General features: G+C 60.6%; 20 protein-coding genes. 14 read left to right on the forward strand and 6 right to left on the reverse strand.

Annotated features, from left to right (window positions below):
- Positions 1 to 72: 72 nt before the first annotated feature.
- Positions 73 to 846, reverse strand: coding sequence for an SDR family NAD(P)-dependent oxidoreductase (locus ACZ5TB_RS14680; RefSeq protein WP_464793154.1), 774 nt, complete (start codon positions 844 to 846; stop codon positions 73 to 75).
- A gap of 436 nt (positions 847 to 1,282) precedes the next feature.
- Here ACZ5TB_RS14680 and ACZ5TB_RS14685 point away from each other — a divergent pair, with 436 nt between their 5' ends.
- The 13 genes from ACZ5TB_RS14685 to ACZ5TB_RS14745 all read left to right on the forward strand — a co-directional run bounded on the left by ACZ5TB_RS14685 (position 1,283) and on the right by ACZ5TB_RS14745 (position 13,117).
- Positions 1,283 to 2,932, forward strand: a complete 1,650-nt coding sequence (locus tag ACZ5TB_RS14685) for a class I adenylate-forming enzyme family protein (protein WP_464793155.1) — start codon at positions 1,283 to 1,285, stop codon at positions 2,930 to 2,932.
- A 14-nt stretch (positions 2,933 to 2,946) separates the two neighbouring features.
- Positions 2,947 to 3,813: an amidohydrolase family protein gene (locus tag ACZ5TB_RS14690; RefSeq protein ID WP_464793156.1), complete on the forward strand. Its 867-nt coding sequence runs from the start codon at positions 2,947 to 2,949 to the stop codon at positions 3,811 to 3,813.
- A gap of 20 nt (positions 3,814 to 3,833) precedes the next feature.
- Positions 3,834 to 4,937 carry a Rieske 2Fe-2S domain-containing protein gene (locus ACZ5TB_RS14695; protein ID WP_464793157.1) on the forward strand — a complete coding sequence of 368 codons (1,104 nt, stop codon included), beginning with the start codon at positions 3,834 to 3,836 and terminating at the stop codon, positions 4,935 to 4,937.
- A gap of 200 nt (positions 4,938 to 5,137) precedes the next feature.
- Positions 5,138 to 6,637 carry an amidase gene (locus tag ACZ5TB_RS14700; RefSeq protein WP_464793158.1) on the forward strand — a complete coding sequence of 500 codons (1,500 nt, stop codon included), beginning with the start codon at positions 5,138 to 5,140 and terminating at the stop codon, positions 6,635 to 6,637.
- A 13-nt stretch (positions 6,638 to 6,650) separates the two neighbouring features.
- On the forward strand, positions 6,651 to 7,412 hold the full coding sequence (locus ACZ5TB_RS14705) for an SDR family NAD(P)-dependent oxidoreductase (protein ID WP_464793159.1): 762 nt from the start codon (positions 6,651 to 6,653) through the stop codon (positions 7,410 to 7,412).
- Positions 7,413 to 7,539: 127 nt separating this feature from the next.
- Complete coding sequence (locus tag ACZ5TB_RS14710; RefSeq protein WP_196227172.1) at positions 7,540 to 8,019, forward strand: Lrp/AsnC family transcriptional regulator; 480 nt, start codon at positions 7,540 to 7,542, stop codon at positions 8,017 to 8,019.
- Positions 8,016 to 8,498, forward strand: a complete 483-nt coding sequence (locus tag ACZ5TB_RS14715; protein WP_464793160.1) for an Lrp/AsnC family transcriptional regulator — start codon at positions 8,016 to 8,018, stop codon at positions 8,496 to 8,498. Before ACZ5TB_RS14710 ends, ACZ5TB_RS14715 begins: the two co-directional genes overlap by 4 nt.
- Before the next feature lie 220 nt (positions 8,499 to 8,718).
- Complete coding sequence (locus tag ACZ5TB_RS14720; RefSeq protein WP_464793161.1) at positions 8,719 to 9,777, forward strand: acyl-CoA dehydrogenase family protein; 1,059 nt, start codon at positions 8,719 to 8,721, stop codon at positions 9,775 to 9,777.
- Positions 9,774 to 10,952: an acyl-CoA dehydrogenase family protein gene (locus ACZ5TB_RS14725; RefSeq protein WP_464780346.1), complete on the forward strand. Its 1,179-nt coding sequence runs from the start codon at positions 9,774 to 9,776 to the stop codon at positions 10,950 to 10,952. Before ACZ5TB_RS14720 ends, ACZ5TB_RS14725 begins: the two co-directional genes overlap by 4 nt.
- Positions 10,953 to 10,955: 3 nt before the next feature.
- A complete protein-coding gene (locus ACZ5TB_RS14730) occupies positions 10,956 to 11,381 on the forward strand; it encodes a PaaI family thioesterase (protein ID WP_464780345.1) in 426 nt (141 codons plus the stop codon).
- On the forward strand, positions 11,378 to 11,749 hold the full coding sequence (locus ACZ5TB_RS14735; RefSeq protein WP_464780344.1) for a PaaI family thioesterase: 372 nt from the start codon (positions 11,378 to 11,380) through the stop codon (positions 11,747 to 11,749). The genes ACZ5TB_RS14730 and ACZ5TB_RS14735 overlap by 4 nt, the downstream gene beginning before the upstream one ends.
- 19 nt (positions 11,750 to 11,768) lie before the next feature.
- Positions 11,769 to 12,599, forward strand: a complete 831-nt coding sequence (locus tag ACZ5TB_RS14740) for an SDR family NAD(P)-dependent oxidoreductase (RefSeq protein WP_464793162.1) — start codon at positions 11,769 to 11,771, stop codon at positions 12,597 to 12,599.
- A 185-nt stretch (positions 12,600 to 12,784) separates the two neighbouring features.
- Positions 12,785 to 13,117: an SWIB/MDM2 domain-containing protein gene (locus ACZ5TB_RS14745; protein WP_464793163.1), complete on the forward strand. Its 333-nt coding sequence runs from the start codon at positions 12,785 to 12,787 to the stop codon at positions 13,115 to 13,117.
- A gap of 96 nt (positions 13,118 to 13,213) precedes the next feature.
- Here the strand turns inward: ACZ5TB_RS14745 and ACZ5TB_RS14750 are convergent, their stop codons facing one another.
- From ACZ5TB_RS14750 to ACZ5TB_RS14770, 5 genes are read right to left on the reverse strand one after another with little or no spacing between them, the layout of a single operon-like run.
- Positions 13,214 to 13,906 carry a cytochrome b/b6 domain-containing protein gene (locus ACZ5TB_RS14750; protein WP_464793164.1) on the reverse strand — a complete coding sequence of 231 codons (693 nt, stop codon included), beginning with the start codon at positions 13,904 to 13,906 and terminating at the stop codon, positions 13,214 to 13,216.
- Positions 13,906 to 14,367 carry a c-type cytochrome gene (locus ACZ5TB_RS14755; protein ID WP_464780340.1) on the reverse strand — a complete coding sequence of 154 codons (462 nt, stop codon included), beginning with the start codon at positions 14,365 to 14,367 and terminating at the stop codon, positions 13,906 to 13,908. The genes ACZ5TB_RS14750 and ACZ5TB_RS14755 overlap by 1 nt, the downstream gene beginning before the upstream one ends.
- 26 nt (positions 14,368 to 14,393) lie before the next feature.
- Entirely contained in the window at positions 14,394 to 15,749 is a 1,356-nt protein-coding gene (locus ACZ5TB_RS14760) for a DUF1552 domain-containing protein (RefSeq protein ID WP_464793165.1), read from the reverse strand.
- A complete protein-coding gene (locus tag ACZ5TB_RS14765) occupies positions 15,749 to 17,404 on the reverse strand; it encodes a DUF1592 domain-containing protein (protein ID WP_464793166.1) in 1,656 nt (551 codons plus the stop codon). Before ACZ5TB_RS14765 ends, ACZ5TB_RS14760 begins: the two co-directional genes overlap by 1 nt.
- Positions 17,401 to 18,657, reverse strand: a complete 1,257-nt coding sequence (locus ACZ5TB_RS14770) for a hypothetical protein (RefSeq protein WP_464793167.1) — start codon at positions 18,655 to 18,657, stop codon at positions 17,401 to 17,403. The genes ACZ5TB_RS14765 and ACZ5TB_RS14770 overlap by 4 nt, the downstream gene beginning before the upstream one ends.
- Positions 18,658 to 18,848: 191 nt before the next feature.
- On the opposite strand from ACZ5TB_RS14770, the gene ACZ5TB_RS14775 reads away from it, so the two are divergent.
- Positions 18,849 to 19,946, forward strand: coding sequence for an AraC family transcriptional regulator (locus ACZ5TB_RS14775; RefSeq protein WP_464793168.1), 1,098 nt, complete (start codon positions 18,849 to 18,851; stop codon positions 19,944 to 19,946).
- The last annotated feature ends 122 nt before the right edge of the window (positions 19,947 to 20,068 follow it).

A 20,068-nucleotide genomic window follows, 5' to 3' on the forward strand; every position in this document is an offset into this window, starting at 1 on the left:
ACGAATGCGGACGCGCCGAAGTCTATTTGCGTGTGCCGGACTATTCAGTTCTGGATGTCACTGGTTCGGGCCTCAGCTCGGCATGTAAAGTTGAGCCGCCTTCCCGCCATCGACGGGTAGAGCTGTTCCCGTGATGTAACTTGCAGCGTCGGACAGCATGAAGACGATGGCATGGGCCAGTTCTTCGGGCTGGCCCCCACGCTGCATCGGTATGGCTGCGGTGGTGCGAGCGGCAGTGTCCGCTGCGCGTGCCGAGAACAGTTCGGTGGGTGCGGTTTGCACCTGGCCGGGAATGATCGAGTTTATCCTGATGCCCAGTGGCGCCGCCTCCATCGCGGCGGCGGCGGTGAAGTGCACCAGCGCGGCCTTTGAGGCGGAATAGCTTGCCATGTTCACGGTCGCGCGGATGCCGCAGGTCGAGGCGATGTTGACGATCGATCCCTTGCCCGCCTGAGCCATTACTTTCAGGGCGGCCTTGGTGCTGACGAAGGCGGCGTCGCTGTTGACGGCGAAATCCTTGCGCCAATGTTCCAGTGTCAGTTTGCTGATCGGCGCATAATGGGTCGACATGGCGTTGTTCACCAGCATGTCGAGACGCCCATATTTTTGCGCGGTGCCTTCGACCATCGCCGCAAGGGCATCGGTGTCAGTGACGTCGAGTTGGATTGCTTCGATCCGGCCGCCTTGTGCAGAGATGCTGTCGCGCGCGCTGTCGAGCAGCGCCTGCCTGCGGCCGCAGATGACGACCTGAGCGCCGCGCTGCGCCAACAAGGTGGCGGTCGCGAGGCCGATGCCATCGCTGCCGCCCGTGATGATGGCGACGCGGCCTTGAAAATCCTCGCTCATTCGACGTCCAGAACCTCACCTAAACAGAATCACACTCTTGCCGAGACCGGTGCGATGCGACTCAGGATCATTCAGAATTCGTAATTTGTAAATCCATAAATTCCGAATATGGATGTTTTGGGGCGTCGTAACGGATATATGACGGCATCGGAATGAGGTTGTGATCCGCTATTTCTTAGATTGAGATTGTGCGAAAATCTTTTCGATTTCAGGGTATTTCAGCCAGTTCCTCGCTTGCGGAGGAAGTATCAACGGCAGCCTGGAACGTGCGGAAAAATAATATTGTTGAATTACGCGAATGAGGGAATAAAGTCGGCCTCAACAAAAGCAGGCGACGAGTCGAGGATAGAGGATGTCGGGAACGCGCGGGGGCTGCGGCTTCGGCGCCAACTCTCGTCGGGAAATTCCACGGCGGTAGAGTGATCCCAAGGATAGCATGAGCAAGATCGACCCAATTTTCGCTACAGTCACTGCGCCGGGCACGCCCTTTGAGATTGGCGAGCAGGATGGGCTGCGATTTTTCGTAAACGCGCCGTCGGACCTCAATCAATTGATAGAAGGCGCGCGCCGCTTCGGAGAGCAGGTCTGTATCGTTGATTTTGACGGGCCGGAGGGTGAGCGGCGGCTGAGCTTTGCGGATATGTTTGCCTGGCGGGATGAGCTGGCCGCCCGGTTGGGCGTCGAGCGGGGGCAGCGGGTCGCAATCTGCATGCGCAACCGCGCGGAGTGGGTGGTGGCGTTTCTGGCGGTTGTGAAGCAGGGCGGTGTTGCGGCGTTGCTCAATAGCCGCGGGTCGCCCGCCGAGCTTCACGCGATGGTCGAGGAGGTTACGCCGGACCTCGTTTTGGCGGACACCGAAAGGGCGGCGCTGCTGCGCGACGGAGGTTATGCGGGGCGTCTGATCGACGTGACGCAGCCGTGGGGTGATGACACGTCTCCGATCGCGAACAATGCGGCTGCGGGACCGGGCGATCCGTGTGCCATATTGTTCACATCGGGAACGACCGGACGGGTAAAGGGCGCGGTGCTATCACACCGCAGTCTGATTACCGGATTACTGGGCACGCAGTTGACCGGAATGATGGTGCTGCACAACATGGCGCGCGAATATGGGGCTCCGGTGGAAGCCATCGCGGCGCAGGTGCCGCCTCAGGCTATTTTGCTGGTCTATCCCCTTTTTCATATTTCGGGGCTGGGCGCTGGCTTCCTCGCGCCATTCCTGTCGGGCGGCAAGATCGTCGTCATGCGCCGCTGGGATGCGGATGAGGCTGTCCGGCTGATCGAGCGGGAGCGGGTGACGCAGCTGTCGACCGTGCCCACGATGCTGTGGGACATGGTGCACCGCGCACGCACGAAGGATGCGGACCTGGGTTCCGTGCGGAACATCGGATCGGGTGGACAGGCGCTGCCGCTGAACCTGCTGGAAGAGGTGCGTAAGCTGTGCCCCCACGCGATGATCGGGACCGGCTATGGCATGACCGAGACATCGGGCGCGATCGCTCAGGCGGTAGGCGCGGACTTTCTGGCTCGGCGCGCGTCGGCCGGGCGTGTGCTGCCGCTGGTGGATTTGCGGATTGAGCGGGAGGACGGCGCGGTCTGTGGACCCAATGAAACCGGCGAGATCATCGTGCGCAGTGCCATGATCATGAATGGCTACTGGAACAGGCCGGAGGATACGGCAAAGAGCCTTACGACCGATGGCTGGCTGCGCACTGGCGACATCGGCTATCAGGATGAGGAAGGCTATATCTTCATCGTCGATCGCGCCAAGGACATGGTGATTTCAGGCGGCGAGAATATCTACTGCGCCGAAGTCGAGCGCGTCCTGAGCGAAATGCCGCAGATCACAGAATGTGCGACGTTCGGCATTGCGGACGAGCGGTTGGGCGAGGCCCTGGTCGCGGTGGTTCAGGCGGATGGCCTGGACGAACGTAGTGTCATCGATTGGGTGGCGGGCAGGCTCGCGCCGTACAAGGCGCCAGTGCGTGTCGCTTTTTCGGCCAAGCCGCTGCCGCGCAACCAGTCGCAGAAAATCAACAAGATCGCGCTTCGTGCGCTGTGGCCCGAGTTGGCCGAAAACAACTGAACAGGAGAGTTCCCATGGGCATGCCCAAGGACATAAAGATAATCGATTGCATGCTGGGTATTCCGGACGCGGAAGACCGCTCCGCCTGGTTCGATCCCTTCCGTCCGCTGATCAAGGACCAGCAGACGCTCCAGCAGTTCGCGATGCCCGCGCAATATATGTTCAAGGACATTCCGCAGACCGGCAAGGTCGATGATTTCGTGTCCTGGACCGTCGAGCAGATGGACCAATATGGCATCGACAAGGCGCTGGTCGGGTGGAGCGACAACGCCACATCTTATCGCGCCAAGGAAATGTACGGCGACCGCTTCTTCTTCGACCTGCCCTGTGATCCCAACAAGGGCATGGAGGAAGTAAGGCGGATCAAGCGCATCCATGCCGAGGTCGGGCTGTCGGCGATCAGTGTCTTCCCGGCGGGCACGCTGCCGCAGGTGGCGATCAATCATAAATATATGTTCCCGCTCTATACGGTTGCCGCCGAACTGGGGCTACCCGTGCTGCTCAATGCCGGTATTCCGGGGCCGCGTATTCCGATGGAAACACAGAAGGTCGAGCATCTGGATGAGGTCTGCTGGTTCTTCCCTGACCTGAAGGTTGTCATGCGCCATGGTGCGGAGCCGTGGGAAGCCTTGGCGGTCAAGCTGATGCTGAAATGGCCGAACCTCTATTATTCGACCAGCGCTTTTGCGCCAAAACATTATCCCAAGGCGATCATCGACTACGCCAATACGCGCGGCGCGGACAAGATCATCTACGCCGGATATTTCCCGATGGGACTCAGCCTGGAGCGTATATTCAGCGACATGCAGAATGTCCCCTTCAAGGACGAAGTCTGGCCGAAGTTTCTGCGCGAAAACGCCATCAAGGTCTTTGGCCTTTAAATAATCTGACGGAGCTTTCCATGTCCAATGCCGAAACCAGCGCAGCCACTGATGCGCGCACGCCGCCCGTTGCTGTCTGGCAAATCCTTGAAAAGCTGAAAGGACAGGACCTGCTCGACTGGCGGATGGCCGAAGTGAAGGACCGCGCGTCGATCGAGGAGCGTAACCTCAATATCGGCATTCCCTTTGGCTGGTATCCGATCCTGCTGTCGTCGGAGTTGCAGGTCGGCGAGGTGAAGCCGCTGCGCTATTTCTCCAAGGATCTGGCGATCTGGCGGGGTGAGGACGGCAAGGTTCGCATGCTGGACGCCTATTGCAAGCATCTGGGCGCGCATATGGGCCATGGCGGCAAGGTGCATGGCAATCTGCTGGAATGCCCCTTCCACGCGTGGCGCTATGATGGCGACGAGGCGGCGGTGAAAGAGGTGCCCTACGCCCGCAACATCCCCCCGCAGGTGAAGCGGAAATGCACGCGCAACTGGCACATCACTGAGGAAAACCGCTTTATCTGGGCTTGGTATCACCCGCAGGACGTCGCGCCACTGTTCGAAGTCGCGGTGCTGCCAGAGGCGAGCGATCCTGAATGGACCGATTATGAGGTTCATGAGTGGAATGTGTGGGGTTCGCTTCAGAATATGGCGGAAAATGGCGTGGACGTAGCGCATTTCCGTTTCATCCACGGCACCGCGAACGTGCCGCTGGGCGAACTGCGCTGGGGCGAGTGGGGCCGTGGGGCAGACGTGAAGGCGAAGATGGGCACGCCCTGGGGCGAGGTCGATGGGTGTATCAGCTATGATACGATGGGGCCGGGGCAAAGCTGGACGCGCTTTACCGGGATTTCGGAGACGCTGCTGGTTGCCTGTCTGGCCCCGGTCGAACTCGATCATGTGCATGTGCGCTTCTGCTTCACTCAGCCCAAGGCGCAGGTTGAAGGCGAGCGCGCAGGCGTCGCCAAAGCGATCATCCGCGACATCTGCAAGCAGTTCGATCAGGACAAGGTCGTGTGGGACCGGCAGAAATTCGAGCCGAACCCGATCATCTGCGATGGTGATGGCCCGATCCCGCAGTTCCGCAAATATTATGCGCGCTATTATGCGGATCAGAGCGCGGCGGCAGAAGCATAGCGCGGATTACGTCCATTTGCACCCACCAGGCCCCTTCGGGCTGTTCGAACGAGCCGCTTGTCTCGTTCGAATGTAGAAGCCCTCTTCTTCTGCAAAAAGAGAGTGAGGCCCTTCGACAGGCTCAGGGCGAACCGGGCGGCGGTGGATGATCCCCTATGGCTGTCACGCCAAAGGAACCTCTTGGAGAGATAGAAATGGACATGACACGCCGGGAAACAGTGGCAGGCGGTGCGGCGCTTGTGGGGCTGGCGGGCACTGGCAAGGCTGCGACGCCGCGCTCCACTCCGCTCGACACGCACGACGCGCTTGGGCTGGCTGAACTTGTCGCCAAGAAGCAGGTTTCGCCCGGCGAGTTGCTGGAGGCGGCGATCGGCAAGGCGGAGGTGCTGAATCCCCGGTTCAACTTCCTTGCGCAGAAACATTATGATTATGGTCGCGCGGCGATTGCCAAGGGTTTACCGCAAGGGCCGTTTAGCGGCGTTCCTTGGCTACTGAAGGACCTCAACACCTATATTGCGGGTCTACCGACCGAAAACGGGAGCCGCTTCTACAAGGGATACAAACCTGAGGTAACGTCCGAGCTGGTGCGGCGCATCGAGAAGGCTGGCTTCGTCATCTTTGGCAAGACGACGGTGCCGGAACTGGGCCTGACCGGGACGACCGAGAACAAGCTGACTGGCGACACGCGCAACCCTTGGGACGTGAGCCGGATTACGGGCGGATCGTCGGGCGGTGCTGCGGCGGCGGTGGCTGCGGGGGTTCTGCCCGCCGCTCACGCGACTGACGGGGGCGGGTCGATCCGCATTCCGGCATCCTGTTGCGGGCTGTTCGGATTGAAGCCTAGCCGGGGACGCGTACCTATGGGGCCGCCGCGCACCGAAGGCTGGGGTGGACTGTCAGTGCATCATGCCGTCACCCGCAGTGTGCGGGACTCCGCCGCCATATTGGATGCCACGCAGGGGCCAGAGCCGGGCGGCCGCTATGCCGCGCCGACGCCGGGTGAGACTTTCCTGTCGCAAGTCGGGAAGGCTCCGGGCCGATTGCGGATAGCATTGATGCTGAATGCGCCTGCTGGATCGCCGGTCGACCCGGAATGCGTGGCAGCGGCGCGCAAGGCGGCGCGGCTGTGCGAGAGCCTGGGCCATCATGTCGAGGAAGCGGCACCGAAGCTGGACATTGCGGCGATGGGCGCGGCGAGTTTCGTGCTGATCGGTTCGTCCGTGGCTGCGGACATGATGGATCGCGCCAAGGCGACGGGCATCGCGGTCGGGCCGGATGTGCTGGAGCCGATCACGCTGGGCTTTGTCGGCTATGGGCAGAAGGCGACCGGCATGGACTTTGCTCGCGCGAACAACACGTTGCAGGCAGCCGCTATAACCATGGCGCAGTTCATGGGAAATTATGACGTGATCCTTTCACCGACATTGGCCGCTCCGCCGCTGAAGCTGGGGCAGATCAGCCTGACCCCTGATGTCGATTTTGCGGCGTGGGGACAGCGCGCGGCGGTCTTCTCGCCCTTTACCCAGATTGCGAACATGACTGGCCAGCCTGCCATGTCGGTGCCGCTCGCCATGTCATCGGCGGGCCTGCCGATCGGGGTGATGTTTACGGGACGCTATGGCGACGAGGCGCTGCTGTTTCGCCTAGCCGGGCAGTTGGAAGGCGCCGCGCCGTGGAAGAACAGGCGCCCGGCGATTTGACATATTGGAGAATATGATGCGCGGATTGGAAGGCAAGGCGGGGATCGTCGCGGGCGGTGGACGCGGTATCGGTGCGGCCACGGCGCGGCGGCTGGTGGCCGAAGGTGCGTCGGTCGTGATCGGCGACATTGTTGGCGAGTGGGCCGAAGAGACTGCGCGAGCTATCCGCGAGGAAGGTGGACGTGCGATAGGCGTGGTGCTCGACGGTACGAAGGCGGCGTCTCAGGCGGCGATCGTTGAAGCCGCCTTGTCCGAGTTTGGGCGGCTCGACTTCTATCACAGCAATCTGGCGGGTGGCACCGAAGGCGACATCGATGTGCTGAACTGCTCGGAAGAGGTGCTGGATCGGTCCTTCGCGATCAATGCCAAGAGCCATTTTCTGGCGACCCAGGCGGCGCTTCCTGTGCTGTTGGAGCGTGGGGGTGGCGCGATGGTTTATACCTCATCGGGTGCCGCCATTTCGGGCAATCCTATGCAGGTTGCCTACCCGATGACGAAAAATGCACTGCATGCGCTCGTCCGGCACGTCGCTCGCAAGTTCGGTAAGCAGGGCATCCGCGCCAATGGCATTTGTCCTGGGGTCGTCCTGACCGAAGCGGTTGCCCAGCATCTGACGCAGGATTATGTGGACAATATGCTGGAGAATTTGCCGCACCGTCGCCTCGGCAAGCCCGACGACATTGCGGGTGCGGTTGCCTTCCTGGCCTCCGACGACGGTGAATGGGTCAACGGGCAGCTTTGGCATGTGAATGGCGGATCGCTTTTGCGAGACTGATGGCATGCCCCCTGCTTCCAACCCTTGGATGGTGCTGGCGATGCTGCTGGCCGGAGGATGTGCTTTCGATTCGACCTTTTTGCCCTTTGCTGGCAAGAGCAGCGGTTGAAAGAGGTTGAGTGGGTATATGAGCGAGACGTTTGCGTTCGACGAGACGGACCGGAAGATTGTCGAACAGCTGCGGCAAAATGGCCGGGCCACCAATCAGCAGATCGCGGAATCCCTCAACCTGATCGCTTCCACCGTTTCGACGCGCATTCGGCGGATGGAGGATGCGGGGATGCTGCGCGTTGTGGCCGTGTCCGATTTTGCGGTGCATGGCTATCATGTCCTCATCCACCTGGCGGTTCAGGTGAGTGGGCGGTCGGCATTGGACGTAGCGGAAGAACTGGCTGTATTTCCTGAAGTCTTCGCCGCGCATCTGGTGACGGGTAATTATGAGATTAGCCTGCTCTTGACGCTCCGTGACATTGATGAGCTTCCCTCGCTGATCACGGATCGTTTGTCGAAGGTACGGGGAATAAGATCGATGACGCCTGCGATCGGGCTCGACATTGTCCGCTATGGCCTGGACACCGCGCCGATTGATCGCAGGAGGCTTGCATGAAGAGGCCCGATCTCGACGAGCTGGATCACCAGCTGATCGACATATTGGCGCAGGATGCGCGCGTGTCCAACCGCAAGATCGCGGCCGATCTGGGCGTGAATGAGGGCACGGTCAGAGGACGGATCAAGCGGTTGCAGCAGGAAAAGCTGATCGCCTTCACCGCTCTGACGGGATTGAAGCTTGAGAAGGCGACCAATGTGGCCTTCATCGCGGTGCAGGCTGACGTCAGTCATGTGCGACAGATCGCGCGCGACATCGCGCATATACCGCTGATCAAGGCCGTGATGATCACATTGGGGCCGTGCAACATCATGGCGACATGCCTTTATGATGACCTTGACGACCTTCACAAGATGGCGTCGGGGCAGATTCTGTCGATGGAGGGGGTAAATCATGTCGAAACCTCCCTGGCTGTCAGAACTGTGAAGTTCAGTAACCGCGTAGTGCGGATCACGGACGCGCAAACGGTCGGCAGCTAAAGTTGAACCGAACAGTGAAATTCGGAATTTAAATATTTCATAATTCCGCATATGAGCGCTTGAAAAGGAAAATAAGCTCATATAGCAGGATGTGAACGGCGTTTGGCGGGACATGACTGCCGACCGTCATTGGCAGGAGAGAGCCGCCGGGCAACTGGACGGCTGGCCCCGTCGGGTGCCGGGGCAAGGATCTCCGCCAGCATATTTAAAGGCGGCCGAGATGGAATTCGCATTTACCGACGAACAACAAATGATCGCGGAGACGGCGCGCAGCTTCTTCGCGGAGAATGCCACTAGCGAGCGCACGCGCAAGGCGATGGCGGGCGACGGCATCGACCGGGCGCTTTGGCAGGCTTTCTGTCAGGAACTGGGGCTATCGGGCATCGGACTTCCGGAAAGCGCTGGCGGCGCAGGTCTGGGCATGGTGGAGCTGGCGATCATCGCTGAGGCGGCAGGCGCTCAGGTGGCGGCATTGCCTATGCTGAGCAGTCTTGTGCAAGCGGCTCAGGCGATTGCGGCTGGCGGTGATGCGGAGCAGCAGAATGAGTGGCTGCCGCGCCTGATCTCTGGCGAGGTGATCGGCGGTTATTTCTATGGTGCGGATATCCGGTCGGATGGCGACCGGCTGACGGGCGGATCGCGTTTCGTCGCCCATGGCGCCGCTGCCGACATGTTCGTAGTGACCGACATGCGGCAGGTCTGGATTGTCCGCGCGGATGCGCCGGGCGTCAGCGTGGCGAGCCAGACGAGCATGGACCAGACCCGGCCCTTCGCTCATGTGCAGCTGGACAATGTGGCGGGCGAGCGGCTTGCTGACCCGGTGGCTGCGCTGGCCGCTGCCCATCGCGCTGGCTTTATCGCGGCGGCTGCGGAAGCACTGGGCGGCGCGCAGGCTTGTCTCGATCGGACGGTCGATTATTCCAAGGAGCGGATTCAGTTCGGTCGACCGATCGGGTCGTTTCAAGCCTATAAGCACAGGCTGGCGGACATGATGGTGGAGATCGAGCAGGCCCGGTCGGCGGTATATTGGGCCGCCTGCGCCGTGGATGAGGGCGCCGAGGAGGCAGAGATGGCCATTCATGCCGCCAAATCCTTTGCCACCGACACATATTTCCGCTGCGCCGGTGACATGATTCAGTTGCACGGCGGCATCGGCTTCACCTGGGAGCATGACGCGCATCTGTTTTTCAAGCGCGCCCGTGCGCTTCAGACGATGCTTGGCGCCAATGTTTGGCATCGTGAGAAGATCGCCACGATGATCCTGGGAGAAGCGGCATGAAACTCGGATTTTCCCCAGAAGAAGAACTGTTCCGGCAGGAGTGCGCCGACTGGCTGAATGGCCAGATGGCGGGCGAATTTCGCGACATCAAGGGCGTCACCAAACTGACCGGCAGCCCGGAACGGCGCAAGGAGTGGGAGCAGCAGCTTGCCGCGCACCGCTGGTCCTGCATCGGTTGGCCATCGCAATGGGGCGGGCGCGACGCGACATTGGCGCAGCAGGTGATCTTTGCCGAGGAATATGCCCGAGCGGGCGTTCCGGGTCGCGTCAACCATATCGGCATCGAGCTTGCCGGTCCCACAATCCTGACATTCGGCACCGAGGAGCAGAAGCAGCGCTTTCTGCCGGGCATTGCGGGCGGCAAGACCATTTTCTGTCAAGGCTTTTCCGAGCCCAATGCCGGTTCGGACCTGGCGAGCGTGCGGACGAAGGCGCGGCTTGAAGACGGCGAATGGGTCGTGAACGGCCAGAAAATCTGGACGAGCCTTGCCCATATTTCCGACTGGATCTTCGTCGTGACGCGTACGGAAGAGGGGTCGCAGGGGCCGAAGGGCCTCACCTTCCTGATGATGCCCATCGATCAGCCGGGTATCGAAATTCGGGGTATCCGCCAGATCAACGGTGATGCGGAGTTCAACGAAACCTTCTTCACCGACGCGCGGTGTCCGGCTGACAGCCTGATCGGCGCGGTGGGCGACGGGTGGCGGATCGCGATGGGCCTGCTGGCCTTCGAGCGGGGTGTGTCGACGCTGGGTCAGCAAATGGGATTCCGCAATGAACTTGACGAGATCATCGCTGCGGCCAAGGCCAATGGCGCGGCGAATGATCCGCTGATCCGCCAGCGCCTCGCCAAAGCGGAAGTGGGCTTGCGGCTGATGCGGTACGGGGCCTTGCGCATGCTGTCGCAAACCGATCATTCCAAAATCGACGGCGCGGCGCTGACCTACAAGATTCAGTGGGCCAGTTGGCGCCGCGACCTTGGGGAACTCGCCATGGACGTGTTGGGCCAGGGCGGCGAGATCAGCGATCATGCTGAATATGAATGGGATACGCTGCCCAACCTGTTCCTCTTCTCTCGCGCCGACACCATTTACGGTGGCACCAACCAGATCCAGCGCAACCTGATCGCGGAGCGGGGGCTCGGCCTGCCGCGTGAACCGCGCGGGAACGCCTGAACGGTGGAAGAAGAAGATGCCTTCGAGCGATTGAAGAACCTGCCGCCGCGGGGGCATCATGCGTTGCTGGGCATCTATACTGTCGATCACGGACCGGACTGGGCGGAACTGGCTTGCCCTTTCGCTCCCGGATTTCTGATGGATGCCGATGCGGGCCTGGTATCGTCCGGACCCATCATATCGCTGGTCGATGCGGCGGCGGGTTCCGCCATCATAGCGCGCACGCGGCAGTGGCGGGGGATGGCTACGCTCGACCTGCATATTGATTATCTGCGGCCAGCAAGGGCAGGGCACAGCCTCCATGCGCGCGCTCATTGTCATCATATAACGCGCAAAGTCGCTTTCACCCGTTGCGATGTGCATGATGGCGACCCGCAGGCGCCGATCGCCACGGCAACCGCCAGCTTCTTCTTCACGGACGAGTCATGATCGTTCGCACGCCCTACGCGCAGATGCTGGGCATCCGGAGCGTTGCGCTGGATGGCGAATCCGCCGTCCTGATGATGCCCGCTGCTCCTTCGCTCGAAGGGCGATCGGGGTTTCTGTATGGCGGCGTCATTGCCAGTCTGCTGGAACTCGCATGTCTTGAGGCCGTCGCGCAGGATCGGAGGGAGCCCTGGCCCAAACCGATCAACATGTCTTTCGATTTCCTGCGCGGTGGGCTGATGGTGGACAGCTATGCGCAGGCCCGGCTTGTTCGCGTCGGGCGCCGGGTTGTGAACGCCGATGCCGTTTGCTGGCAGGCGGACAAGGGCAAGCCCATCGCGACAGGACGAATGCATCTGCTGTTGGATTAAGGGTCGAAGGGAGAAGATCATGGCGCTGTTGAGCGGGCGGGTCGCGATCATCACCGGTGCCAGCCGGGGCATTGGCGCTGCCATTGCGCGCCGCTTTGCCGCCGAGGGAGCGAGGGTCGCGATCGTTGCGCGGACATTGGATGCGGGGGATAGCAGCCTTGCTGGGTCACTTGCCGGAACAGCGGCGGCGATCCGCGCGGGAGGAGGGGAGTGTTTCTCCATCAAGGCCAATCTTGCCGACGCACAGGATCGGCCCCGTATCGTCGCTGAAGCCGTCGCCCATTTCGGCAGGCTGGACATTCTGGTGAACAATGCCGCCTGGTCGCGCTTTGTGCCTATCTGGGAAGCGCAGCCTAAACATTTTCACCTGGCCTTCCAGATGAATGTCCACGCGCCGCAAGAATTGTCGCAACAGGCACTGCCCCATTTCCGCGATCATGGTGAAGGATGGATCCTGAATATATCCAGCGCCACGGCGGACATGCCGCCGCCCGCGCCCTATGACACGGATGATCGCTACGTCCGCTTCAATCGCGATGGCCATGCAACGCTTTACGGCACGACCAAGGCGGCGCTCGATCGACTGACGGCCGGATGGGCGGTGGAGTTGTCGCGCGAGAAGATCGCGGTCAATGCGCTGGCGCCGGTCGGAGCTGTGGCGAGCGAAGGTGCGTTGTCGGTTGGTGGATGGGATGAGCGAGACCATCTGGAGCCTGTAGAGGCCATGGCGGAAGCGGCACTTCAACTTTGCCACCGCCCCGCGAGTGAACTTAGCGGCAATATCGTCCGCAGCCTTCACCTGCTCAAACGTCTCAATGTTCCGGTGCGCGGGTTAGATGGCACGGCTTGACCCCTATCGTCATCGTGGGTGCCGCACTGAACGGTGAAATTGTGCATCAGACTGCGCGGGACAGCTTGGCCCATACAGCCGAAGAGGTGCCCCGGTCACCCGAATGTCACATGAGAGGCAACTTTTTCGTGCCTCATGACTTGGCATGAACATCAACCCGTTAGCGACCAGCAAGGGAGAAGTTCATGGCGCAGACTCGTGAGCAGCGTGGCGAAAAGGAAACCAACGCGGCTGTCGCCAAGGTGAAGAGTACAGGCAAGGCCACCGGTGGCGCGCGCGGAGGGATCACCGCGCCGGTTACGCCCTCTCCTGAGCTGGCCGACATTATTGGCGATAGCAAGATTCCGCGAAGCGAAGTGGTCAAGAAGATTTGGGCCTACATAAAGGCCAATGACCTTCAAAATCCGAAGGACAGGCGGGAGATATTGGCCGATGACAAGCTGGAAAAGATATTTGGAAGCAAGAAGGCCAGCATGTTCGAAATGAACAAGCATTTGGCGAAGCATCTCAAGGCTTGAGATGGATTTTCAGGTGACTACCTGAAATGAGAGGAAGGCCCTCTGCGCTGAATGCGAAGAGGGCCTTCCTTATAGCGCATTAGCGCAGGTCGCGTGTCAAGCCCGGCCGAACTGGGCGATCAACAACCATGTTCCGCCCGCAATCAGCAGGAAGAGAATAAGCGCGCTCCAGGCCGATGCGAACCGCAGCGTTGGCCGATCTCCTGACCATTTCCGCGTTCCGCTGATCATTGGTCCGACAAGATTGTCGCGCCGGTGGAGAAGGTAGAAAAGAACGGCGACGACATGAAGAGCCGTGAGGGCAAGAATGACGTTGAAGATGAAGGCGTGCCATTCCGCAGCGATCCGGCCGGTTTCGAAATCGACTAGATAGGAAAAGGGACCGGACTCCATACCGTCGATATCCACGGAAAAGAAGCCGAGCCCCACCTGCACCGCGAGAATGGTGATCATCGCGATCACACTCCAGCCGCCAACGGGATTATGGCCAACGGCTGGTGTGGCGGCCCGGTTGAACATGTGGCCGCGGACATAGCGAAGCAGGGTCGATGGGCCGCCAACGAAGTTGGAGAAACGGGCCGTGCTGCTGCCCGCAAAACCCCAGATCAGACGAAAGAGCAGCAGCGCGAAAATGCTGTAACCGGCGAGCCGATGCCAATCCAGCATCCGCTCTTCAGCCGTCCACCAGGCGAAACCCAGCAATGGCACCAGTGTCCAGTGAAACAGGCGGATCGGCAGATCCCAGATACGCACGCGCATCGGCGCACCGCTCATTTCCGCATCCACCATCAAAGCTCCGCGCGGAAACGGTCGTGGCAGCTTTTGCAGGTGCCGCCCAGGCTGCTGCGCGCCGTGCCAAGGCCAGCGACATTGCCGCTGGCGGCGGCGGCATCCAGGGCCTTCGCAGCCGTGATCATGTCGCCCTGAAGCTTCACGAAGGCGGCGTTATCCTTCCAGATTTCGGCCTTGGCGCGCGTCTTTATGCCCGATTCCGGACCGCTGCCCTTCGGGAAATATTTCGGCAGCAAAGCGGCGCGAGTGGCAATATCACGCGCCAGCGGGCGGACGCTGTTCATGTCGGGTGATCCGGACTTCAGCTCATCATTGATGCTTTTGAAAGCTCCGCCAATCTCCTTGTAGCTGGCTTGGCGCGCCTTGATCGCGTTGGTCACCGCAGGTGTGGCGGCATAGGCCGCATAGCTTGCGGCCAAGCCGAGGGTTGCCAAAGCCAGGGAGTAGGGAAGCTTCATCTTCTGCCTCATTCTTTCTGTGATCGTCACGCCAATATTTCGCCGATGGGTCGCTTGGTATTCATGGCATCCATGCCCCATGAGTCGACCGAAATTCCCATAACCTGTTGGAGTGTCAAGCCGACACGGCTGATCGACTCTCCATTGCCATGGACGTGGATGCCGGATTTGACCTTTCCGCCTGCGCGCCCGGCCAGCATCACCGGAATGCCCAGAACATCATGGTTCTTGGCATAAGACACGTCCGAATGCGCAAATACCAGCGTGTTGTCGAGCAGGGTGCCGTCGCCTTCCTTGATCGCGGCGAGGGCTGATACGAAATCCGCCCAGGCTTCCATACTGCGGGTGGCGAAGAAATCCACGGTCGGCTGATACCCGATGGCGCGGTCGATCATTTCCTCATGCGTGTTCTGGTGATACCCCGTCGTCTGACCCGCCTGACGCAGATCGGACGCCGCTGTCGAGAAATTCATGTTGAACACGCGGGTCTGGTTGCAGGCCAACGCCATTGCCAGCATCTGCGCCATCAGCTTGTGATTGATCTTCCGCTGCTGGACATCCGTGATGTCGCCTGACATGGCCGGTGCTTCGGCGGGCACGACGCAGGCTTCGGCCGGGGGGGGCTTCTGCAACTGTAGCGCGAGCTTTCCTTCCATCTCTCGGACGGAGGTGAAATATTGGTCCAGGCGGGCCTTGTCGGTCGCGCCCAGATTGGCTTCCAGTGCGCGGCGTTGTTCGGTAACCCCGGACAATACGCTCCGGCGCACCATGATGCGCGGATCGGGCTTGAAATCGGCCTTGTTGGGATCATTGAAGTCCGGGCCGAAAATCTTGCGGTAAAATTCAACCGGGCTTGGCGTGGCGGCATTCATGCTGCGTCCGTCGCGGAATGAATAGCTGGTGCGCGCATTGCCGTCCGCTGAAAGATCAAGCGAACGGAAGAAGGAGCCGCCGCCGATCGCATCGCCGATAAGGACGTCTAGCGTAGGTGCCCGAATGGCGAGCCAGTCGTCTGCGGGCGCGCCCGTGCGCACGGCGGTGTTGCCAGACAGATGAGGCAGATTGCCCTTGCCATCCAGCATCACGTCGAAGCCGGTCAGGACGCTTACATGCTGCTTCACGGCGGCAATGGGTGCAAGTTGTGGCGGCAGGTCATAATCGGCCCCCATGGACTTTGGCTGCCAGCGATCGGGGATCATCCCGCATCCCCAGAACCATGTGCCGAAGCGCACAGGCAGGCGCCCGCCCCCCAGCGTCGCGGCAAAGGCGGTGCCGCTATTGTCCAGAAACGCGTCCAGCAGGGGCAGCCCCAACGTAACTGCACCGCCGCCCAATATCCCGCGCAGCAGGAAACCGCGCCGTGTCGTTCCATTCATCAACATCAGCCAGTCTCCTTCGATCTGCGAACAGTTGCCACGCGGCTTTCAGGAGCAAGGCGCGGCATGGCGTAAAATGCGGGGTCCAGCGCAATCGCGCGCATCAGGGATGGGAAGCGATAGCCGCCCGCCGAAAAGCCCTGGCTCAGTTGCGCTATCCCGGCTCCGTCTGCTTCCACCGGATTGCGTCCATTGGCGTAGCGCCATGCCGACTGGACTAGGCAACTGCTGACGCGCGGGCTGTCGTGGAACAATTGCCCAAGAGCAGCGGCACCATTGTAGGCCTGCTTTTCGAAATCGCCGGTGACGTCGATCACCTCGTCATGTTCGACCTTTCGGAATTGGCCGACGCCGTCGAACTGTTCCAGCCCCAAGCCTATAGGATCGGTGCGGCGGTGGCAGCTGGCGCATTCCTCGTCATCAAGGTGCGCCTGTAGCCGGGCGCGGGTCGTCTTGAGCGTCGGGTTATCGACATTCTGCACCACCGCGAAATTCACGTTGGCCGGCGGGGCGGGGATTTTCTCGCAAAGGAATATCTCGCGGAGCGCTACCCCGCGAAGTGTCGGTGAGGTGCGGCCCGGATGCGAATGCTGTGACAGTAGGCTGGCATGCGTGAGCAATCCGGTTCGCGGATCACCTTGCGGAAATTCATAAATGTACCAGTCGGGCTTGGTCACCGGTATGTCGTAAATCGGGCCGAGCGTGCGGTTCATCGCGATGGACCGCGTCGTGAAAAGGTCGCGATAGTCGCCCTTCCGATCCACCAGCAACCAGTTGATGGTGCGCAGCGTCTGGTCTCGCAGCGAAGCGCCGACGGCCTGCGAATAGGCGGGATAGATAAGGGTGTCCTTCGCCAGATCGTCCATTCCGTCCAAGCGAAGATAGTCGGTGAAGAAGGCGCGAACACCCTCATGGAACCGTGGCGAGGCGATCAGGCGATCGACGGCTTTGGCAAGTCCTGCCTGGGTGTCGAGCGCGCCGCTGCGTGCTTCGTCGAGCAATGTCTGGTCTGGTGAACTGTTCCATAACAAGAAGGACAGGCGGCTTGCCTTCGACCATGCATCGACGCTCCGGCGCGAGGGGCCGGGGCGATCTATGCGGAACAGAAATTCGGGGCTGGTCAGCATTCCGCCGAGCGTTGCCGCCAGACCTGCGTGAAAATTCCCGAGCGTAGCGGCCGCCTCTGTCGCTGACCTTGTCAGAGCCGCGACTTCGCCCTCGCTCAAGGGGCGTCGATACAGCTGCGAGCCGACACGTTGAATAAACTGGCGGGCACACGCTGAACCGTCCTTGTCCGCCGGAGCAGGCGCGCAACCGATCAGTTTGGCGCGGTGCTGCTCGTCCGTCACCTGCGTCGCGATGCTGCGGGCTAACGTCTCATATCGTTCAAGGCCTGCTGCCGTGACGGAGACGGCACTGGTGCCAACCGCCTGAAGTCCGTCAATGCGCAGGTCTGGCTCAAACCGGCCGACAATCTTGATGTCGGGGCCAAAAATATCGGCGATGACGCTGCGATACTGGCTTTCCGTCAAGCGCCGGATCTGGCTGGGAGGTGTGTCCGCGTGCGTTTCATCGGCGCGCGCTCCATTGAGGGCGATGCTGAGCCCAAGGGTGAGGCAGGCGCCAGCCAGGGCAAGCGAGGGAAGGGCGCGGACCTTCATGGACGCACCTCGCTTTGTGCGACTTGGCTGGGCGCAGCAACGAAGGCTTTGACGCCGACGAAATCATAAGCCGACGATATGGCAGTGAAGCGACCCGTGCGCGGATCACGATAGCCGTCGGCCAGGCGATCGATCGCCTTGCGAACACCGGGGCAGGATACTCGCGTCAGATTGGCACCATTCTGGGTCATCTGTTCGATCGAGTCATAGAAGCTGTCCAATGTGTAATAGCCAAAGATGCTACCTTCTATCGAGCCATCAGGGCTGAACTTGGCACGCAACCGGGCGCCCCGGATGTGGCGGGGCGCATCCACTATCTGTTCCTTGTAGTTCATGGTCAGATCGACCGGGTCCGTCGTCAGGACGCCTCCGGTAATGCGGCCTGATACTGTGGCACGAAGCCGGGGATCGGGATCGGGCGTAAAGGTGGCGCGCGCCAGCGGGCCGCCACGGCCGTCGCGGGTCAGCGGTTCCCTGACAGCAAGAATGGTGACGCTCACTTCAGGGTCATCCTGAAGGCTGTCGACGCCGCGAAGCTCGATTACAGTGGGCGCGCGGGCCGAGATCATGGTCTTACCCGCGACTACTTCCTTGCCGTTTTCGCGGAAGGTGGAAACGCAGCCGACGGCGCGCCAAAGCCGGTTATCGACGCCGTTCGTGCCATCTGGCCCTTCGAAATCCAATTTTCCTTTTTTACCGTCCAGGTTGATACCGGCGGCAACCTTGCCCTCATAGGTTTTGAAGTTCTTCGCCAAAGCCGGGAAATCGGCGGGGTTGGAGCAGGCGCTGTAAACCACTTCGCGCTTCTGGAAGGCGAGCCGCCCGGCGCCTTTGGGTAAACCGTTCAGAGCGCCGATCGCCGCCGCCAGCTCCTGCGTCGGCTCTGCCTTTGGATCATAACCCGGCGGGAAGGTCACGGAAGATGAGCGGTCGCCGCGCAGAAATATTCTGCGGAATTTGAAATATTCGTTCATCCGCTGCTCAAGTTCCTGCCGTTTCTCCTTACCGGCATATTTGGCCTGTTCGACAGGCGGCAGCATGGCATAGAATCGATCGAGGTCCCCGCTATCGGGCACGGGACAGCTGTCTTTCTCTCCACCCTGGGCAAGATAGACATTGCTGAGTAGGAAGGCGTGGACGCCGGTTTCACCGCCGGTGGGCGCGTCGGCGCCGATGAGGGACGCCGCGATCAGGGGCAGGGCCACATATGTTCTGGTCGGTCGACCGCCGGTCGATCCCAATCTGCCCTTCATATATTCCTCTCTGATGCCGCTTTAGGCGGGTGCTTCAGATTTCATGACTCTTCCTGCGTTTTGCCACCACCCCAAAATCGATCATGTGGCGCGGCAATTTCGCGCATCCATTCTGCGCCAACACCGGAAACAGAAAGATTTATCCTGGGTGCCGGATCGACTAGGTTGATCGAAAATCAAGGGAAGTATCAATGCGGCCATTACAGACGGAATCCGGCGAATGGCATCTTGCCGAGAGCGTGGCTGAGCGCGTGCTCGCCATTTATGCCGAAGCGTTCGGGTCCACTGAACCACTTTTTGCCCATGTAGGCCGGTCGATCGATGGCGGAAGTTCATTGAGAAGCTTGCCAGTTTCCGATCTTGCGCGGATGACCAGCCAGGCGATTAACGAACTGGCGCGCCGGGACGCGGTGATGATAGGACGCCGGGGGCTAGGCCCACGTGATTGGCGCGTCATAATGTACAGCCTGACGAGCGCACGAACCTTGCGTGAAGCGATAATGCGCTGCTGCGACTGTTTTGAAGCCATCGACTGGCGATGTGGCAAGATGGCGCTGCGGACCTATGGGGACAGGGCTGAACTTCAATTGGAAGCGATGCGAACCGGCGGATCGACGTCAGCGGGCTGCTTGATCGACCTTTTCGGCGTGATGGAAATACATGGCCTGTTCGGTTGGCTGATCGATCATGCGATCCCAGCACGCAATGCCTGGTTGAACCATGCTCCGGAAATATTCGAGGTGCTGAGCCTGCCAGCCTTGCCTTTTCCGGTGCGCCTGAACGAAGGCTGGAGCGGCTTTGATTTTAGTGCGTCTCTGCTGGATTATCCCGTAATGCGCAGCTGGGAAGATCATCATCGTCGGCCGCTCAGCAATCTCCTGTTCGTTTCGAGTGCGCGGGACACCGAGCGCATGCCAACCGAGATACGCGTTCGCGGCATTGTTATGGCGGCCCTGAAGAGCGACCGGCGCTTGCCTGCCTTTGGGGAGATAGTGATTACTCTTGGGGGAAGCGAGGCAACGCTGCGCCGTCAATTGGCGCGGGAGGGCACAAGCTACCGTCAGGTACGCGAAAGCTGCCGCCGCGAGCTGGCACTTCATTTGTTACGAAGGACTGGTTTGTCCATCGAGGAAATCGCTGGGCGACTGGATTATTGTGATTCAGACGCCTTCCGCCAAGCCTTTCGCACATGGACCGGCCATTCTCCGACATCCTATCGTCAGGAAAGACGCGCAAGCGCGAGCCATAGAGAACTCCCTGACCGATATATGGAGAACCAAATGGGTTAAAACCACTCGGTTGCTGAAGTGGGCTGCCATGACCGACGCTCGCGGTTCCCGAACGTTCAGGGGAAGCATCAACGATAGCGGAGAAATCTGTTGATCTCTGCGACCGCTTCTTCAGCAGGGCC

Source organism: Sphingobium sp. TomTYG74 (genome assembly GCF_055393875.1).

What these genes read in the sequence shown, in the direction of transcription:
- ACZ5TB_RS14710 (WP_196227172.1), top strand. Translation starts at nt 7,540, where the DNA reads ATGAGCGAGACGTTTGCGTTCGACGAGACGGACCGGAAGATTGTCGAA.
- ACZ5TB_RS14750 (WP_464793164.1), bottom strand. Translation starts at nt 13,906, where the DNA reads ATGGTGGATGCGGAAATGAGCGGTGCGCCGATGCGCGTGCGTATCTGG.
- ACZ5TB_RS14775 (WP_464793168.1), top strand. Translation starts at nt 18,849, where the DNA reads ATGCGGCCATTACAGACGGAATCCGGCGAATGGCATCTTGCCGAGAGC.
- ACZ5TB_RS14705 (WP_464793159.1), top strand. Translation starts at nt 6,651, where the DNA reads ATGATGCGCGGATTGGAAGGCAAGGCGGGGATCGTCGCGGGCGGTGGA.
- ACZ5TB_RS14725 (WP_464780346.1), top strand. Translation starts at nt 9,774, where the DNA reads ATGAAACTCGGATTTTCCCCAGAAGAAGAACTGTTCCGGCAGGAGTGC.
- ACZ5TB_RS14685 (WP_464793155.1), top strand. Translation starts at nt 1,283, where the DNA reads ATGAGCAAGATCGACCCAATTTTCGCTACAGTCACTGCGCCGGGCACG.
- ACZ5TB_RS14680 (WP_464793154.1), bottom strand. Translation starts at nt 846, where the DNA reads ATGAGCGAGGATTTTCAAGGCCGCGTCGCCATCATCACGGGCGGCAGC.
- ACZ5TB_RS14770 (WP_464793167.1), bottom strand. Translation starts at nt 18,657, where the DNA reads ATGAAGGGCAGATTGGGATCGACCGGCGGTCGACCGACCAGAACATAT.
- ACZ5TB_RS14695 (WP_464793157.1), top strand. Translation starts at nt 3,834, where the DNA reads ATGTCCAATGCCGAAACCAGCGCAGCCACTGATGCGCGCACGCCGCCC.
- ACZ5TB_RS14760 (WP_464793165.1), bottom strand. Translation starts at nt 15,749, where the DNA reads ATGTTGATGAATGGAACGACACGGCGCGGTTTCCTGCTGCGCGGGATA.
- ACZ5TB_RS14745 (WP_464793163.1), top strand. Translation starts at nt 12,785, where the DNA reads ATGGCGCAGACTCGTGAGCAGCGTGGCGAAAAGGAAACCAACGCGGCT.
- ACZ5TB_RS14735 (WP_464780344.1), top strand. Translation starts at nt 11,378, where the DNA reads ATGATCGTTCGCACGCCCTACGCGCAGATGCTGGGCATCCGGAGCGTT.
- ACZ5TB_RS14755 (WP_464780340.1), bottom strand. Translation starts at nt 14,367, where the DNA reads ATGAAGCTTCCCTACTCCCTGGCTTTGGCAACCCTCGGCTTGGCCGCA.
- ACZ5TB_RS14690 (WP_464793156.1), top strand. Translation starts at nt 2,947, where the DNA reads ATGGGCATGCCCAAGGACATAAAGATAATCGATTGCATGCTGGGTATT.
- ACZ5TB_RS14740 (WP_464793162.1), top strand. Translation starts at nt 11,769, where the DNA reads ATGGCGCTGTTGAGCGGGCGGGTCGCGATCATCACCGGTGCCAGCCGG.
- ACZ5TB_RS14720 (WP_464793161.1), top strand. Translation starts at nt 8,719, where the DNA reads ATGGAATTCGCATTTACCGACGAACAACAAATGATCGCGGAGACGGCG.
- ACZ5TB_RS14700 (WP_464793158.1), top strand. Translation starts at nt 5,138, where the DNA reads ATGACACGCCGGGAAACAGTGGCAGGCGGTGCGGCGCTTGTGGGGCTG.
- ACZ5TB_RS14715 (WP_464793160.1), top strand. Translation starts at nt 8,016, where the DNA reads ATGAAGAGGCCCGATCTCGACGAGCTGGATCACCAGCTGATCGACATA.
- ACZ5TB_RS14765 (WP_464793166.1), bottom strand. Translation starts at nt 17,404, where the DNA reads ATGAAGGTCCGCGCCCTTCCCTCGCTTGCCCTGGCTGGCGCCTGCCTC.